Raw genomic sequence first — 17610 nt, forward strand, 5'->3', positions numbered from 1 at the left:
CCCGGCCACTCAGAACAGCGAGATCAGCACGATGCCGCCGACCATCAGGGCGGCGCCGATCAGGCGCGGCGGGCCGGCCTTGACCCGCTTCATGCCGAACCAGCCGAAATGATCGAGCGCCACCGAGGTCAGGAGGTTGGCGGTGATGAGCAGGCCGTTGAAGGCGCCGGCCCCGACCTTGTCGACGAAGAGCAGCCCGGCGAAGACCGCGACCGCCCCGGTGAGGCCGGCGAGGGGCATCCACCAGCGGACGCCCGCGACGTCGTCGCGGGTCGGCAGCGGCGACGGCCGCAGCAGGAACATCAGCGCGAACACGAACACGACCGGCACGAACGACACCGTCGCGGCGAGCCAGGGATTCTCCAGGGCCCCGCGGAGCTGCGCGTTCCAGACCACGCCGATCGCCATCAGGGCGCCGGCCACGAGGATGAACGGGTAGAGCAGCTTGCCGCCGACCCCCGAGCCGCCGCCGTCGCTCTTGCCGCCCGAGCGCGCGATGAAGGTGACGCCCACCGCCATCAGCAGGCCGCCGAGCCAGGGCATCGGCTTGAAGCCCGCCGCCTGCAGGCCGAACAGGCCGAGCGCGTCCATCGCCAGGGAGGTGAGGATGTTGGCGGTGAGCGTCAGGCCGTTGAACGGCCCGGCGCCGACCTTGTCGATGAAGGCGAGGCCGCCGAACACCGCGACCGCGCCGGCCAGGCCGCCGAGGGGCGCGTACCAGGGCATCTTGCCCAAGCTGTCGAGGCTCGGCAGCGGCGTCGGCATGGTGAGGAACAGGGTCGTGAACACGAAGACGATCGGCAGGAACGACACCGTCGCGGCGAGCCACGGATTGACCATGCGGCCGCGCAGCTGCGCGTTCATGGCGTTGCCGATCGCCTGCAGCGCGCCCGCCACCAGGATGAAGGGATAGAGGAGGGCAGCCGTCACGCGCGCGGACCTTCGGGTTTGCGGGGAAGGGTCAGACGAGGAGCAGGCCGGCGAGCGCCAGCGCGAGGGCCGGCGGCATCACCAGCAGGCCGAGCTTGAGGAAGGTCCAGGCGCCGACATCCTGGCCCTCGCGGCGGATGGCGGTGAGCCAGAGGATCGTCGCGAGCGAGCCGGTCACCGACAGGTTCGGCCCGAGATCGACGCCGATCAGGATCGCGCCCGCCACCTTCTCGGGCACGTGGGCGGTCTGGACCGCGGCGCCCGCGATCAGCCCGGCCGGCAGGTTGTTGACGAGGTTGCACAGCACCGCGACGAGGCCGCCCGCCCCCCAGGCGGTGGCCTCCGGGGCGGCGTGGGCGTAGCCCTTGAGGAGGTCCGCCAGCATCGCCAGGACGCCGGTCTTCTCCAGGGCCTCCACCAGGACGAACAGGCCGGCCACCAGCGGCAGCACGCTCCACGACACGTCCTTGGCCACCTCGACGAGGCCACCGCGCTTGAGCAGCAGCACGACGATCGTGGTGGCGAGCCCGGCCACGAAGGTGGGCAGGCCGAGGTCGAGGCCGAGCGCGGAAGCCGCGATCAGCACGCCGCCGGTCGCCACGATGCCGATCCCCGCCACGAGGCCGGTGCGGGAGAGCGGCTGTGCCTCGACGTCGGTGGCGACCTCCTGCCCGCGCAGGGTCTTCGCCTGTGTCAGCCGCAGCACCGCGTAGGTCGTCGCGATGGCCAGCAGCGAGGGCAGGGCGAACAGGCCGAGCCAGCGCACCAGCGGCGGCATGTGCTCGGCGAAGACCACGAGGTTGGCCGGGTTCGAGATCGGCAGCACGAAGCTCGCCGCGTTGGCGATGAAGGCGCAGATGAACAGGTAGGGGAGGGGGTTCTCCACCTTGGCGGCCTTGGTGGCCGCGTAGACGGCGGGTGTCAGCACCACCGCGCAGGCGTCGTTGGACAGGAACACCGTCACGACGGTGCCGACCAGGTACACGAGGGTGAACAGCCGGGTCGCCGAGCCCCTGGCGGCGCGCACGGCGATCGAGGCGAGCCAGTCGAACAGGCCCTCCTTCCGGGCCACCTCCGACATCAGCATCATGCCGACGAGGAACAGGTAGACGTCGGTCCCCTTCAGCACGCCGTCCCAGGCGGTGGCGGGGGCGAGCAGGCCGAGGGCCACGAGGGCGCCGGCCCCGAGCACGGCCCAGATCGCCTCCGGCCACGCGAACGGCCGCAGGATGACGCCGAGGGTCGCGAGGGCGGCGATCGTCCAGGTCGCGATGTTGGGGGTCAGCGTCAGCGCGCCCATCGGTTGCGGTGGTCCTCTGGTGGGGTGGATCGTGCGGTGCGGTGTGCCGCGATTCGGGCAGGACCGGCTACCAGTGCCGGCCGTTGCGGTTCGGCCCGAGCTGGTCGCCCCGGAGCCCCTTCTCGGGCCAGGCCGGCAGGCGGAACGCGTCGCTGCCGGGCCGCTCGTGCGCGGGCGGCGGCACGAAGCTCCGGTCCACGGGCTCGATCACCTCGGTGTCGGTGTGGCCGGTGCCGTCCGCGACCGTGACGGCGAGGCGGCGCGCGCCGTCCCGCCAGGGGATGCGGGCGTGGACCGTCCGGGGGCCGTCCGGCACCATCGGGTGGGCCGGGCCGCCATCGACGCGCAGGTGACAGCGCCACGCGGCCCGCGGCCGGTCCGACAGCACGAGGGCGCGCACCGAGACTGTGCCGTCGGCGGCGTCGAGGGGCGCCGTGGCGAGGCGCCGGTCGGCCGGGCTCGTGATCATCACGAAGGGCAGCGCCCGGTCGAGGGGCTTGAACCGCCAGCTCGCGACCGGCCCGTCGATCGCCGCGACCGCGTAGCCGACCGAGCCGTCCTCGTTCTGGCCGACCGAGCGGGCCGCGGCGTAGAGGGTGCGCCCGTCCGGGGCGAGCTCGTTGTAGTGGGTGTGGCCCATCTCGACGAGGCGGACGCCGTAGTGGCGGATCAGGCCGGCGAGCGCCGCCCGCTCGTCGGGCACGCAGAGGTCGTCCGGGTAGGTGTGGGCGAAGACCGCGCAGGGCTGGCCCTCCCGCTCGGCCCGGGCCAGCTCCTCGCCGAGCCACGCGAGCTGGTGGGGGCCGAGGCGGAAATCGAGGCCGAAGCCCTTCTGGCCGTAGCCGGGGCTGACCATGTCGAGGAACAGGCAGCGCACGCCCGCCCAGGTCTCGGCGAAGTAGTAGTGCGTCACGGAGACGGGGTCGCGCGGGCGCGGCAGGTCGTGGCACCGCGCCGCGTGACCGCCGCCGCGCGGGCTGCCCGCGACCGCGGCGAACAGGGCGTCGAAATCCGCCATCGTGCCGTGCTGGCGGTCGTGGTCGCCGGCGATCAGGCGCACCGGCAGGTCCGGGTGCCGGTCCAGGGCCTCGCGCAGGACCGCGTACTGCTCCGCCCGCCCGTCCTCGGCGAGGTCGCCGGGGATGTAGACGAAGTCGAGGAGACCGTGTCGGTGCAGCCCCGCCATCTCGGCGAGCATCGCCCGCAGGTCGGCGGCGTGGGGGTCGGAGGCCCGCTCGAGATGCAGGTCGCCGATATGCGCGAAGGCGAACACGCCGTGGCTCGCCGTCATGGCGCGCCCGCGCGCCGTCTGTGGTTTCCCTGAGCCATCGTGCCCCCCGGACAGGCCCGTCCGCCCCGGCCGGGAGATCGGCCGCGGTGGTCGCGACCGGCCCGACGTTTCGGAGCCGGCGGGGTTCCGGCCCGGGGGGGAGACGCGCGCCGGTGGGGGCCTACATTTTCGTGAGCGCGGGCCCGATCCGTGCCCGGCGCCGCGAAGTGTCGTGAAAACAGACACTCGCTGTCCTCTCAGCCGACAGATCCGGGCGATGTCGGCGCAAGGTCAGCCCGGGGTCAGCCCGGGGTTCAGCCCGGGGTCAGCCAATGACTCCGCCGGCCGGCGGGTTTGTCGGCGCGTCTCAGTGCACGCGCCGGAACAGGTCCGGCAGGTAGCGTTCCAGGGTCTCGTGTCCCTCGAACTGCACGTCCACGGTGGCGGCCGCGCCCCACGGGCGGTGGAGCCCCACGACCCGGCCGCGGGCATGGCGCCAGATCCCGAGGATCTCGGCGAGGTCGAGCCGGTCGAAGACCACCTCGTCGCCCGGGGCGAGGGCCGGCGCGGCGATGCCGGACCAGGCCTCGGGGACCGGGCGGCGGGGCATCTCCACGACCCGGGAAGGCTCATCCCCCGGATCGAGGATGGGGGAGAAGGTTTCGTTCGCGGAGTGCTCGCGGAAGAGCATGATCTTCACTAAGCCGTTGCGATGACTGGATAATCGCAGGTTCAATCCGATCCGACAAGGCTTGTTCCGGCGCTCCCCCCGCCGGACCGACCTGTATTCGGCGACCGGTCCGGCCGGCCGGGACGCGCCCGAGCGCCCTGCCCCGTTCCCGCGACCGGACCGCTCGTTGAGACCGCGCGCGCGGGACGGACCGGCGCCCCGCGGGGGCGCAGCATGCGCCTCTCCGGTTCAGGGGTATCGGGAGATCGTTCGTGTCGTCGAACGACGATCTTTAGAATTTCGGGGCGGGCCGCGCTGATCTAAACCTGACGCGAGACAATCATCCACGTGAGACGGCGCCTGTCGACTTGATGAATCGTGTCCGCATGCCTTCGGATGCGGCGCGAACCATCGCGGCCCGGCAGCCGGACTTGCCCCCGTCCATCCCGATCAGAGTTCCCGCCCGATGAAGTTCCTGCGTCTCCTCGCCGTCGCGGCGCTCAGCCTCGGGGCTCTGCCGGCCGGGGCTGAGACCCTCCGGGTCGGCGTCGTGCCCGGGGCCTACGGCGACGCCGTCACGGTCGCGGCCCGGGAGGCCAAGGCCGAGGGCCTCGACGTCAAGGTGGTCGAGTTCAGCGACTGGACGACGCCCAACGTCGCCCTCGACGCCGGCGACATCGACGTGAACTTCTTCCAGCACCGCCCCTTCATGGAGAACGCCGCCAAGCAGAAGGGCTACGCGTTCGACATCGTCGGGCTCGGGATCCTGTCCAATATCGGCCTGTACTCCCTGAAGCATAAGAGCTTCGACCAGATCCCGGCGGGCGGCACGGTGGCGATCGCCAACGACCCGGTGAACCAGGGCCGCGGCCTGCTGCTCCTCCAGAAGGCCGGGCTGATCACGCTGAAGGACGGTGTCGGCTTCCTCGGCACCCTCGACGACATCGTCGAGAACCCGAAGACGCTGCGGTTCACCGAGGTCGAGGGGCCGCAGCTCGCGCGGATCACCGGCGACGTCGACCTCGCCCTGGGCTACCCGCACTTCATCGTGGCGGCCGGCAGTTTCGACCCGACCAGCGGATTGATCTATTCCGGTATCGAGGACCGGCGCTTCGCCGTGAGCTTCGTCACCAAGGCCGCCCGCAAGGAGGACCCCGTGATCCGGAAATTCGTGACGCTCTTCCAGACCTCGGAGGCCGTGAAACAGCAGATCCGCAAGTCCTTCGCCAACAGCGACAAGCTCTACCTGCTGGCGTGGCAGAACTGATGGTCGGCCTGATCTTCGACAGCCTGCGCGATCCGGGCACGCCGGCCGCGGCCGGGCGGACGAGCCCGGGCGCCGCGACCGCCGCCCGGACCCCGGCCGCCGCGCCCGGCAGCGAGGCCGGCCGGGAGACCGGAACGGTGCGGTTCGAGTCCGTCTCGAAGACCTACCGCTCGGCCGCCGGACCGGTGCAGGCGCTCGACCGGGTGGACCTCGCGATCCCCGCCGGGGCGATCTTCGGCATCATCGGCCGCTCGGGGGCGGGCAAGTCGAGCCTCCTGCGCACGGTCAACCGGCTGGAGGCGCCGAGTTCGGGCCGGGTCCTGGTCGACGGCGCCCCGATCGACGCCCTCGACACCGACGGGCTCGTCGCCCTGCGCCGGCGCATCGGCATGATCTTCCAGCACTTCAACCTGCTGGCGGCCAAGACCGTCCGGCAGAACGTGGCGCTGCCGCTCACGGTCGCGGGCGTCCCCCGGCGCGCGATCGGCCCGCGAGTCGCGGAGGCCCTGCGCCTCGTCGGCCTGGAGGACAAGGCCGACACCTACCCGTCGCGGCTCTCCGGGGGCCAGAAGCAGCGGGTCGGCATCGCCCGGGCGCTCGTGAGCGATCCGGAGATCCTGCTCTGCGACGAGGCGACCTCCGCCCTCGACCCGGAGACGACGCTGGCGATCCTCGACCTGCTGCGCGACATCAACCGGCGGCTCGGGATCACCATCATCCTGATCACCCACGAGATGAGCGTGATCCGCGAGATCTGCAGCGACGTCGTGGTGCTGGAGGGCGGCCGGGTCGTCGAGACCGGGCCGGTCTGGCGCGTGTTCGGGGCGCCCGAGCACCCGACCACCCGGGCGCTGCTCGAACCCCTGACCCGCGGCCTGCCGCCGGATCTGGCGGCCCGGCTGCAGCCGCGGCCCGCGCCGGGCGGCTGGGCGATCCTGCGGATCACCTGCTCGGGCCGGGCCGCGCCGGATCTGTCGGGCCTCGCGGGGGCCGGGGCGCCGGTGCGCCTGCTCCAGGCGGGCATCGAGCGGATCCAGGGCCACGCGGTCGGCCGGATGCTGGTGGCCGTCCCGGCCGACGACCCGGGCGCGGAGGCGCGGCTGCGGACGCTCGGCGGCGACGTGGAGCGGGTCGGCTACGTCCCCGCCGACGCGGCGGAGGGGTGAAACGATGCGGGACCGCTCCTCCCCCGATACCCCGACCGCTGCACCGCCGCCCCTGCACCCCGAACCCGGAGGCCCGCCATGTCGCCGCAGATGATCGAACGCCTCTGGCAGGCCTTCCTCGACACCGCGCTCATGGTCGGGGTCTCGGCCGGGATCGCCGTGGTCGCCGGCATTCCCCTGGCGCTGTTCCTCGTCACCTCCGGGCCCGGCGGCATCTTCGCGGCGCCGACGGCCCACCGGGTGGTCGGGACCGTGGTCAACGGCTTCCGGGCCGTGCCCTTCATCGTGCTGCTGGTGGCGCTGATCCCGTTCACCCGGCTGGTGGCCGGCACCACGATCGGCGTCTGGGCGGCGATCGTGCCGCTCTCGGTGAGCGCGACCCCGTTCTTCGCCCGGATCGCCGAGGTCTCGCTGCGGGAGGTGGATGCGGGCCTGATCGAGGCCGCCCAGTCCATCGGCTGCCGGCGCCGGCACATCCTCGCCCACGTGCTCCTGCCCGAGGCGCTGCCGGGCATCGTGGCCGGCTTCACCATCACGGTGGTGGCGATGATCGGCGCCTCCGCGATGGCGGGCGCGGTGGGCGCGGGCGGGCTCGGGGACGTCGCCATCCGGTACGGCTACCAGCGCTTCGACACCACCGTGATGGTGGTGGTGATCGCGATCCTGATCGCCCTCGTGTGCGCGGTCCAGTTCGCGGGCGACACCGCGGTGCGGCGGCTCCGGGCCCGCTGAGCGAAACCGTCCGATCTGGGCGATCCGACCGGGAGCCTGCAGCCATGGATCGTCCCCGGTCGACGACCTCGACATCGCCGTCCGCGCGCGCGGAGCGAAGCGATCCAGGCAGCGCCGCGTCTTCCGACCGCGCGTGGGCCCCGGGGCGCTTCGCAGCGCTCGCGATGACGGCGGGACGTCCCAACCCGAGCGGTCAACCGGAAACCGTATGAGCCTGCACCTGGACGATCCCGTCACCGACCCGGTCGAAGATCGGCTGCCGCCGCCGGCGCCGCCGCACCGGATCCGCTCGGACGCCGAGGCGATCGCGGCCGCGCGGGCCGTGGCCCGGATCTTCGCGGCGGGCGCGGCCGAGCGCGACCGCGACCGGCGCCTGCCCTGGGCGGAGATCGCGGCCTTCACGGAGAGCGGGCTCGGCGGCATCACGGTGCCGCGCGAACACGGCGGCGCCGGGGTCTCGCACGCGACGCTCGCGGAGGTCTTCGCGATCCTCGCCGCCGCCGACGGCTCGGCGGCGCAGATCCCCCAGAACCAGTTCGGCGTCCTGGCGCTGGTCGCGGCCGCCGCCAGCCCCGCCCAGCAGGCGCGGATCTACCGGGACGTGCTCGCCGGCCACCGGATCGGCAATGCCGGCCCCGCCCGCAACGGCAAGGCGATCACCGGCGTGGACACGCGGCTGACCGCCGGGCCGGAGGGCCCGCGGCTCAGCGGCACGCGCTTCTACTCCACGGGCGCGCTCTTCGCCCACTGGATCCCGACGCGCGCGGTCGGCCCCGACGGCGGGCCGCTCCTGGTCTTCGTGCGCCGGGACGCCCCCGGCGTGCGGGTGGTGGACGACTGGCAGGGCTTCGGCCAGCGCACCACGGCGAGCGGCAGCGTGATCTTCGCGCAGGCCCCGGTCGAGGCGGAGCTGACGATCGACCTCGCGCCCCTCGCCGGGCGCCCGGGCCTGTTCGGGCCGGTCTCGCAGCTGATCCACGCAGCGATCGACGCCGGGCTCGCCCGGGGCGCGGCCGCCGCCGCCCTCGACTTCCTGCGCACCCGGACCCGGCCCTATCCCTTCACCGCCGAGACCGTCGCGGAGGATCCCCACATCCTCGGCGAGGTCGGGCGGCTCACCGTCGACCTGCACGCCGCCGAGGAGGTCCTGGCCCGGACCGGACGGGCGCTCGACCGGATCGCCGCGGCCCCCGTCACCGCCCAGAGCGCGGCCGAGGCGTCGGTGGCGGTGGCGCAGGCCAAGATCCTCACCACCGAGGCGGCCCTGGAGGCCTCCGAGCGGCTGCTCGAGCTCGCCGGCGCCTCGGCGACCCGCGACGGGTACAATCTCGGCCGGTACTGGCGCGACGCCCGGGTCCACACCCTGCACGACCCCGTGCGGTGGAAGTACCACCTCCTCGGGAACCACGCCCTGAACGGCGTGCTGCCCGCCCGGCACCAGTGGAACTGAGGACCGGGCGATGCCGCTCCAGCCCCACGAGACCGCCTTCACGCAGGCACCCGCGCCGCCGCGCCCGGTGCCGGTCCTTCCGGACGCCGCCGCGGCGCTCGCCGTCGCCGACCGGCTGGCGGAGGCCTTCGCCGAGGCCGCCGCCGAGCGCGACCTAGAGCGCCGCCTGCCGGTCGCCGAGATCGCGCGCTTCACCGAATCCGGCCTCTGGGCGATCACGGTGCCGAGGGAATACGGCGGCCCCGGCCTCGACAGCGCCACGGTCGCCCAGGTGATCGCCCGGATCGCCGCGGCGGACGGCTCCCTCGGCCAGATCCCGCAGAACCATTTCTACGCCCTGGAGGTGCTCCGCAACGGCGGCACCGAGGCCCAGAAGCGCGCCCTCTACGGCCGCGTCCTGGCGGGCGAGCGCTTCGGCAACGCGCTCGCCGAGACCGGCGCGCGCGACCACACCCGCCGCACCCGCCTCGTGCGCGACCCGGCTGGCTGGACTGTCGAGGGCCGCAAAGACTACTGCACCGGCTCGCTCTACGCCCACCGCATCCCCACCCTGGCCAACGCCGAGGAGGACGGCCGGGCGGTCGCCTACCTCGTCTTCGTCCCCCGGGACGCGCCGGGCGTGACCCTGGTCGACGACTGGGACGGGTTCGGGCAGCGGCTCACCGGCTCGGGCTCGGTCCTGTTCGACCGCGTCGCCGTGGAGCCCGACTGGGTGGTGCCGTTCCAGGCCTCGCTGGAGCGGCCCACCGCCCTCGGCCCCTTCGCGCAGATCCTGCACGCCGGGATCGATCTCGGCATCGGCGCGGGCGCCTTCGCGGCGACCTTGCCCTTCGTGCGCGACCGCGCCCGGCCGTGGATCGATTCCGGGGTCGCGCGGGCGAGCGAGGATCCCCTGACCCTCCACGCGCTGGGCGACGTCCAGGTGCGCCTCGCGGCGGCCGACGCCCTGCTGGCGCGGGCCGGCCGCTTCGTCGACGCCGCGCAGGAGGCCCCCGACGCCGACAGCGTCGCGGCGGCCTCCGTGGCGGTGGCGGAGGCCCGGGCGGCGAGCCACCGGGCCGGGCTGCTCGCGGCCAACAAGCTCGTCGAGCTCGGCGGCACCTCGGCCACCGACCGGGCCGAGGCGCTCGACCGTTACTGGCGCGACGTCCGCACCCACACCCTGCACGATCCGGTGCGCTGGAAGTACCACTGGATCGGCGCCTACCACCTCGACGGCCGGCAGCCGCCCCGGCACGGAGCGCTCTGATGGCCCTCGGAAAGAAGCAGATCCTGTTGAACGCCTTCAACATGACCTGCGCGGGCCACATCAACCACGGGCTCTGGACCCACCCGCGCGACCGCTCGGCCGATTACAACACGCTGTCCTACTGGACCGAGCAGGCGAGGCTCCTGGAGCGCGGCCTGTTCGACGGCCTGTTCATCGCCGACATCATCGGCGTCTACGACGTCTACGGCGGCGGCATCGACGTGACCGCCCGGGAGGCCGTGCAGCTCCCGGTCAACGACCCGACCGTGATGATCTCCGCCATGGCGGCGGTGACCGAGCATCTCGGCTTCGGGGTGACGATCAACGTCCACCAGGAGGCGCCCTACACCTTCGCCCGGCGCCTCTCGACCCTCGACCACCTGACGGGCGGCCGGATCGGCTGGAACGTCGTCACCGGCTACCTCGACAGCGCCCACCGCGCCCAGAGCGGCGGCGCGTTGCCGGCTCATGACCGGCGCTACGACTACGCCGACGAGTACCTGGAGGTGCTCTACCGGCTCTGGGAGGGCAGCTGGGACGACGCGGCCGTGCGCCGCGACCGGGCGGGCCGGGTGTTCAGCGATCCCGCCCATATCCGCAAGGTGGTCCACCGGGGCGAGTTCTTCGCGGTCGAGGGCTACCACCTGTCGGAGCCGTCGCGCCAGCGCACGCCGGTGCTCTACCAGGCCGGCGCCTCGGGCCGCGGCCGCGCCTTCGCGGGCCGCCACGCCGAGTGCGTGTTCATCTCGGCCCGCGACCCGGCCACCGCCCGCGAATCCGTCCGCGCCATCCGGGCCGAGGCGGTCGCGGCCGGCCGGGAACCCGACGACGTGAAGGTGTTCGTCGGCCTCGCGGTGATCCCCGGTCGGACCCGGGCGGAGGCCGAGGCCAAGCGGGACGAGTACCTGTCCTACGCGAGCCCGGAGGCGGGGCTCGCGCATTTCTCCGCCTCCACGGGGATCGACTTCGCCCGCTACGGCCTCGACGAGCCGATCCCCTACGCGCCGGGCAACGCCATCCAGTCGGCCACCGCGGCGGCGGCCAGGCGCGGGCTGACGAAGCGCGACCTCCTCGCCGAATTGCAGCTCGGCGGCCGCTACGCGGTCCTCACCGGCGACGCCGTGACGATCGCCGACGAACTCCAGGCCTGGATCACGGAGGGCGAGGTCGACGGGTTCAACCTCAGCCGGATCGTCGTGCCGGAGAGTTTCTCCGACTTCATCGACCTCGTGATCCCGGAACTGCAGGACCGCGGCCTCTACAAGACCGCCTACGCCGAGGGCTCGCTGCGGGCGAAGCTGTTCGGCCAGGGGGACCGGCTGCCCGCGCGCCACCCGGCCGAGGCCTATCGCGGCGCGCCTCGGCGGCCCTGATCAGCGACCTTGATCAGCGCCCCTGGGACTCGCCGCTCTCGGAGCCGAACCAGCGACCGTAGATCTCGTCGTAGCGGCCGTCCTCGCGCAGGCCCAGCAGGGCCTGGTTGACGCGCTTGCGCCGGGGGTCGTTGGCCGGGAACAGGATGCCGTAGGATTGCCGGTTGAACGCGGTGCCGACCAGGCGCAGGGCCTCGTGGCCGGGCCGGGTCGCGTAGTAGCTGAGCGCGGGGGCATCGTAGACCACTGCCGCGACCGTGCCGGCCTGGAGCGCCGCGCAGGCCTCCTCCAGGGTCGCGAAGCCCACCGGCGTGGCGAAATGGTCCGCCAGGTAGGCGACCGAGGTGGTGTTGGCGACCGTGCCCACCCGCTTGCCCGGCAGGTCCTGCGGGCCGTTGATCGCGCCGCGCAGGCGCTCCACGGTCGCCGTGCTGGTCAGGCCCGCGGTGAACCACGCCACCAGGGCGATGCAGGTGAACAGCCAGAGCACCGTGACGGCCCGCGCCAGCGGGCTGCGCGGCATCTCCTCCGCCTGCGCGGCGAGGCTGCTCAGGGCCCACCAGACGACGTGGGCGAAGCCGCGCGCCGGTCCCGAGCGCGCCGCCATGCCGCCGGGGTGGCGCCGCTCGAGCCACCAGACCAGGGCCGCCACCGCCAGGATCAGGGCGGCGAGCCCCAGCAGGACCTGCAGGAAGGCGGCGTCGCTCAGGAGCGCCCGGAGAGCCCGCGCGGTGGCCGAGCCGGTCGCGTCCGGCTCCGCCCGGACGGCGATGCGCAGGCCGGTCTCCAGCATCGTGACGGAGAAGTCGAAACGCCGCTCGCGCTCCGCGGTGATCGACACCGCCGCGATGGCCAGGTCCGCGCGCCCGTCCGAGACCGCCGCGAACAGCGCCGGCAGGTCGTCGACGCGCAGGTAGGCCGTCCGGACGCCGAGATCCCGCGCGAGGGCGTTCCAGAGATCGATGCTGAACCCGCGCAGCCGGCCGTCCTCGTCCATGACCAGGGGCGGCACCGGATGGGTCGCGACCCGCCACGTCTCGGGCTCGCCGGTGCGGAGGGCGGGCGCCGCCTCCCGGGTTTCGGCCTGGACGGGGCCCGGGGCGAGCGACGCGGCGGCCGCGCAGCACAGGGAGAGGCACAGGCAGAGGGACAGGACGCCCGCGGCGCCGGCGCGCCGCCGGCCGGCGGACCGGCGCGGCACGTCAGAGGCTCTCGATCCAGTTGCGCAGGACGGCGCCGGGCGCGGGTTCGGGGCCGGTCTCCAGGCGCTGGGACGCGTCGCTCGGGATGAAGCCGAACCGGCGCTTGAACGCCCGCCGGAAGGTCCGCTCGTCCGAGAAGCCGACCGCGAAGGCGACCTGCGAGATGCGCAGGGGTTTGGGGGCATCGTCGCGCACGAGCATCCGCATCGCCGCCATGAGGCGGCGGTCGCGGATATACGCCACGATGCCGTTGGGGGCGAACAGCCGGTACAGGGTCGAGCGCGACAGGCCGAGCCGGGTCGCGATCAGGGCGGGCGTTAGCTTCGGGTTGCCGAGTTCCGCCTCGACGAGGCGGCGGACCCGGATCCGGATGTCCTGGTGCTGGGAGGGGCGCCCCTCCTCCTGCCCGCGCAGCCAGCTGGCGCAGAGCTGGGTGATCGCCGCCGAGGCCGCCAGGGCCTCGCGGCGGTCGAGGAGGTCGCCGCAGGCGACGACGTTGGCGACGAAATTATGGACCAGGCGCCCGAACGGGTCGCCGTCGTGGTCGAGGGGGCGCCCGTGCAGGGCGTCGGGGTGGCAGCCCTGCTTCTCCAGCAGGGCGCGGGGGATCACGACGTTCGTGGCGTCGACCGCGCCCGCCACGATGCGCACGGGCTGGGCGAGGTCGAAGACGATGCACTGCACCTCGTTCACGGGGCCGGTGCCCTGATCGGTCTCCACGCGGCTCTGCCCCCGCCGGTAGAATTGCAGCAGGATGTGGTCGAGGCCTTGCTGGCCGATCATCTCCCGCGTCCGCACGAGGGTGTGGGCCGGCGCCACCACGTCGCCGACCAGTAGGTCGCCGAGATGGTAGCTGCGCATCGCGATCGGGACGGTCAGGTCGGTCTCCGGGCGGAAGCTCACGTCGAAGATGGGCGCGAGATGGTCCTGCCACGCCCGCCCCAACGCCGCGGGATCCCCGGGCGGCTCGAACCGCAGGCAGGCGACCTCGCCGCCCGGAGCCTCGCCCCCGGCCGGCGCCGCGTCCGGGTCCTGGTTTCTCTCCTCGGAAGACATACGTAGAGCCTGACACCTGCTGTTCGCGCGACCGATGAAGAACGAGGGCCTGCCCCAAGGTGACGCGTGGCAACGCGGTCCGGTCGTCCCGCACGTTAGCCGCGCCCACCCGGACAGTCTTCCTGTCTCCCGCCGACCCGAGCGGCTGTACACTGTCGTTTGCCCGGGCGGCGTGCGATTCGACGCGGGGGCCGCCGGATCGGGGCGCCGCGCGCGGCAGCGTCGGACCACCATGACACGCGAGCCGCGGAATGGTTCCTTCCGTCCCAGAAAGGGGGATTGCCGTTTCAGACTGTCGCGCGCGGCGCCGAGTGTGGCCGCAATGTGATAGTTCGTTAAAGCCGCATTTCCTACCCCCCCGTACACAGTTTGCGACAGGCATGACGGGGGTCAGTCCGGTGGTCCAACAGTATAGCGATGTAGAGCGTGTGACCGGATCCTGTGATCCGAGCAGGCGCACGGGCGCTGGAACGCGGCGACGCGGCCCCGTGCGGATGGGATTGCTGGTCGGCAGCTCGCTCGCTACGCTCACCCTGGCTCTCGGACCTGTGGTTGGGCAGACCGTGCCGGCGCGCTCGCCTTCGACGTTCGATGCTTTTGGCGTTCCCCTGACCGCGGCGCAGTTCGACACGCCCGAGTACAGAGCCGACTGGGGCTTGTCTGCGATTAATGCCGCCACCGCTTACGCCCGAGGCTTCACCGGTCTAGGCGTATTGGTTGCCGTGATTGACTCCGGGATCGACCCCACGAATCCAGAATTCCGAGGACGGATCTCTCAGCGATCAAGAAATTTTATTCCCGGACTAAATCAAACCCTTATATTCGATACGGACACTGCATCCAGTCATGGAACCCATGTGGCTGGTACAGTTGCGGCTGCCCGTGATGGCGTCGGGATGATGGGGGTCGGTTTCGACAGCAAGATATTGGCGTTATTCAATTTACGCAATACAATCTCTGCAGTGGAGGCAGCAACTCAAAGCGGCGCCCGGGTCTTGAATGGCAGCTATGGACCGACGACCTCTTCTCCGATTGTCGATGGATTTTTGAATCCCAACTATAGAAGAATGTCAATTCAAGAATTCGAGATATCAGATGAAAGAGAGGCCAGTGCGCTCCTTAGGGCCGCACAGTCAGACATGCTCATGGTCTTTGCCGCAGGCAACGATCGAAGAAGTCAACCCGATGTAACTCAAAACCCAAGCGGCGCCGCATTCTATCCATTCATCAAGCCAGCGAATGCGAATAGCGGTCTCTACCAAATTTATACCACCTACGGGACTGACCCTAATGGCGATCCCAGCCCCGACTATGCGCCGACCGGCCCCGTCGACCAAAGCAAAATCGATTTTTCTAAACTCGACGGCTTTATCGTTTCAATAGTCGCAGTCAACGAAAACAAGAAGATCGCCAATTTCAGCAACTGGTGCGGTGTTACGGCAGCGTGGTGCATCGCGGCACCGGGCGTCGACATCTATTCAACTGTGCAGGTCGGACAGGGCTACAGCGGCTTCGACGCCAACAACAATAAAATTCTTAATGGTTCAAACTATGGGCCTCTGCAAGGCACCTCAATGGCCGCGCCGCACGTGGCCGGTGCTGCGGCCGTATTGCGTCAGGCGTTCCCGTTCCTGACGGCGCCGCAGATCGCCCAGACCATGTTCACAACCGCCACCCATCTCGGTGACGGGCCCGCCAACGCCCCGAACGCCATCTACGGCTGGGGCCTGCTCAACCTCGGCAAGGCCATCGACGGCCCGGGTCAGTTCACCTCCACTTGGACGGTCAACACCACCTACAATGGCCAAGCCTATTACGGCCGCTTCGCCAACGACATCTCGGGCGTCGGCGGTCTGATCAAGGTTGGTTTCGGCACACTCGAACTCGCCGGTACCAACACCTATGCCGGCGGCACCGCCGTCCTCGGCGGTACCCTGGCCGTCTCCCGCGACGCCAATCTCGGCGCCGCCGGCACCGGCCTGACCCTCGGCGGCGGCACCCTCGAGGTTCTGGCCGACGGCTTCGCCACCGCCCGCCCGCTCACGCTCTCCGGCCCCGGCACCCTGCAGATCGACCTCGGCACCGCCACCTTCGCGGGGCCGATCGCCGACGGCAGCCAGCCGGGCGTGCTCGTCAAGACCGGCCCCGGCACCGCCGTGCTCTCGGCCGCCAACACGTTCACGGGCGGCGCCCTGGTCGGCACCGGCACCCTGGCCCTGACCGCCACCGGCAGCCTCACCGCGCCCGTTCTCGTCGGCTCGGCGGCGAGCTTCCTCAATGCCGGCCTCGTCTCCGGCAACGTCGGCAACTTCGGCGTCCTCGCCAACAGCGGCACCATCACGGGCGGCCTCGCCAATGCCGGTCTGGCCCTCAACACCGGCACCGTCGCGGGCGGGCTGGCCAATGCCGGTCTGGCCCTCAACACCGGCGCCATCGGCGGCGGCGCGACCAACAGCGGCAGCCTGGTCAACGCCGGCACCCTCGCGGGCGGACTGACCAACACCGGCACCGCCCTCAACACCGGCACGATCGCCGGCGGCGTCATCAGCAGCGGCATCCTGAGCAACGCCGGCACCATCGGCGGCGGCGTCGCCAACACCGGCCTCCTCGCCACCAGCGGCACGATCAGCGGCGGCCTGACCAATGCCGGCACCGTGCTTGCCAGCGCCGGCCGCATCGACGGGCCCATCGCCAACAATGCCGGCCTGCTCGCCGTCGCCGGATCCGTGGCCGGCACCGGCCCCTTCGCCAACGCCGCCGGCGCGACGCTCGCCGTCACCACGGGCGGCAGCTACAGCCTCGCCGGCCCCCTCGCCAATGCCGGCCTCGTCGCCGTCGCCCAGAGCGCCAGCCTCTCCGCCTCCGGCGGCCTCAGCAACGCCGGCCTCGTCGCCAGCGACGGCACCCTCACCGCCGACCTGACCAACACCGGCATCGCCCGCCTGTCCGGGCAGTTCAACGGCACGCTCACCAACACCGGCCTCGTGCAGATCACCGGCCCGCTCGCCGGGCTCACCGGCCTGACCAACACCGGCGCCCTCGACCTCGGCGGCACCGCCCTCACGCTCACCGACCTCGCCGGCCCGGCCTCCGCCGTCCTGGGCAACGGCGCCCTCACGGTCGCCAGTGCGGCCGCCTCCACCTACGCCGGCGCCATCCTGGAGACCGCCAGCCCGACCAGCCTGACCAAGGCCGGCCCCGGCACGCTCACGCTCACCGGCCCCGGCCTCTTCTCCGGCCCGACCACAATCCAGGCCGGCACGCTCTCCCTCAACGGCCTCTGGACCTCGCCGGTCACGGTCGCGGCCAATGGCACCCTGCGCGGCATCGGCACCGTCGCGGCCCCGGTCACGGTCGCGGGCGCCCTGCGGCCGGGCAACTCCCCCGGCACGCTCACCGTGCTCGGCCCGGTGGCGTTCGCCCCCGGCAGCAGCCTCGGCCTCGACATCGACGGACCGGGCACCGGCACCGGCGCGGGCAGCTACGCCCGCCTGCTGGCGCTCGGCCCGACCGGCACGGTCTCGGCCAACGGCACCCTGGTGCCGGAACTGCGCGGCATCACCGGCAACGCCACAAACAGCTTCACCCCCGCGCTCGGCCAGCGCTTCGGCGTGCTGACCGCGCAGGCCGGGCTGTCGGGCTCGTTCAGCGGGCTCGCCCAGCCGGCGGCGGGCCTGCCGGCGGGCACGCGCCTCGACGCGCTCTACGCCGCCACCGGCCTCGACCTCGTGGTCACGCCGGCCGCCTACGGCAACCTCGCCGGCCTCGGCCTCGCCCAGACCGGCAACGCCCGGGCCGTGGGCGCGGCCCTCGACCTCGCCCGCCCGGCCGCCGGCACGCGGCCGGACGCGGCGCGGGCGCGGGTGTTCGACCCGCTCTACGCGGCCGGCCCGGCGACGCTGCCGGGCGGCCTGGCGAGCCTGTCGGGCCAGAGCTACGGCGACG

Annotated in this window: 13 protein-coding genes; 7 read left to right on the plus strand and 6 right to left on the minus strand. The window is 72.4% G+C overall.

What is annotated here, in order from left to right; translation table 11 throughout:
* Positions 1-9: 9 nt before the first annotated feature.
* From BM314_RS27685 to BM314_RS27700, 4 genes are all read right to left on the minus strand, one after another.
* Positions 10-930, minus strand: coding sequence for a DMT family transporter (locus tag BM314_RS27685; RefSeq protein ID WP_020096018.1), 921 nt, complete (start codon positions 928-930; stop codon positions 10-12).
* A gap of 31 nt (positions 931-961) precedes the next feature.
* Positions 962-2230, minus strand: coding sequence for an arsenic transporter (locus BM314_RS27690; RefSeq protein ID WP_056529770.1), 1269 nt, complete (start codon positions 2228-2230; stop codon positions 962-964).
* A 67-nt stretch (positions 2231-2297) separates the two neighbouring features.
* Positions 2298-3521: a metallophosphoesterase family protein gene (locus BM314_RS27695; RefSeq protein WP_091981689.1), complete on the minus strand. Its 1224-nt coding sequence runs from the start codon at positions 3519-3521 to the stop codon at positions 2298-2300.
* Positions 3522-3867: 346 nt separating this feature from the next.
* The gene (locus BM314_RS27700) at positions 3868-4074 is read right to left on the minus strand and encodes a hypothetical protein (RefSeq protein ID WP_091683321.1); all 207 of its coding nucleotides are present in this window, start codon (positions 4072-4074) and stop codon (positions 3868-3870) included.
* A gap of 562 nt (positions 4075-4636) precedes the next feature.
* On the opposite strand from BM314_RS27700, the gene BM314_RS27705 reads away from it, so the two are divergent.
* From BM314_RS27705 to BM314_RS27730, 6 genes are all read left to right on the plus strand, one after another.
* A complete protein-coding gene (locus BM314_RS27705) occupies positions 4637-5437 on the plus strand; it encodes a MetQ/NlpA family ABC transporter substrate-binding protein (RefSeq protein ID WP_091981691.1) in 801 nt (266 codons plus the stop codon).
* The gene (locus tag BM314_RS27710; protein ID WP_091981694.1) at positions 5437-6603 is read left to right on the plus strand and encodes a methionine ABC transporter ATP-binding protein; all 1167 of its coding nucleotides are present in this window, start codon (positions 5437-5439) and stop codon (positions 6601-6603) included. Before BM314_RS27705 ends, BM314_RS27710 begins: the two co-directional genes overlap by 1 nt.
* A gap of 78 nt (positions 6604-6681) precedes the next feature.
* Entirely contained in the window at positions 6682-7335 is a 654-nt protein-coding gene (locus tag BM314_RS27715; protein ID WP_020096012.1) for a methionine ABC transporter permease, read from the plus strand.
* A 208-nt stretch (positions 7336-7543) separates the two neighbouring features.
* Positions 7544-8785 carry an SfnB family sulfur acquisition oxidoreductase gene (locus tag BM314_RS27720; protein WP_170868195.1) on the plus strand — a complete coding sequence of 414 codons (1242 nt, stop codon included), beginning with the start codon at positions 7544-7546 and terminating at the stop codon, positions 8783-8785.
* Between the two features lie 10 nt (positions 8786-8795).
* On the plus strand, positions 8796-10034 hold the full coding sequence (locus tag BM314_RS27725) for an SfnB family sulfur acquisition oxidoreductase (RefSeq protein WP_091981697.1): 1239 nt from the start codon (positions 8796-8798) through the stop codon (positions 10032-10034).
* A complete protein-coding gene (locus BM314_RS27730; RefSeq protein WP_091981699.1) occupies positions 10034-11407 on the plus strand; it encodes an LLM class flavin-dependent oxidoreductase in 1374 nt (457 codons plus the stop codon). Before BM314_RS27725 ends, BM314_RS27730 begins: the two co-directional genes overlap by 1 nt.
* 13 nt (positions 11408-11420) lie before the next feature.
* Here BM314_RS27730 and BM314_RS27735 read toward each other — a convergent pair whose 3' ends face one another.
* On the minus strand, positions 11421-12608 hold the full coding sequence (locus tag BM314_RS27735) for a transporter substrate-binding domain-containing protein (protein ID WP_091981701.1): 1188 nt from the start codon (positions 12606-12608) through the stop codon (positions 11421-11423).
* Position 12609: 1 nt separating this feature from the next.
* Positions 12610-13665, minus strand: a complete 1056-nt coding sequence (locus tag BM314_RS27740) for a helix-turn-helix domain-containing protein (protein WP_056529747.1) — start codon at positions 13663-13665, stop codon at positions 12610-12612.
* A gap of 380 nt (positions 13666-14045) precedes the next feature.
* Here BM314_RS27740 and BM314_RS31330 point away from each other — a divergent pair.
* Positions 14046-17610, plus strand: a 3565-nt coding sequence (locus tag BM314_RS31330; protein WP_091981708.1) for a S8 family serine peptidase, incomplete at its 3' end; no start/stop codon positions are given.

The organism is Methylobacterium sp. 13MFTsu3.1M2, from assembly GCF_900112625.1.
Lineage (GTDB): Bacteria > Pseudomonadota > Alphaproteobacteria > Rhizobiales > Beijerinckiaceae > Methylobacterium.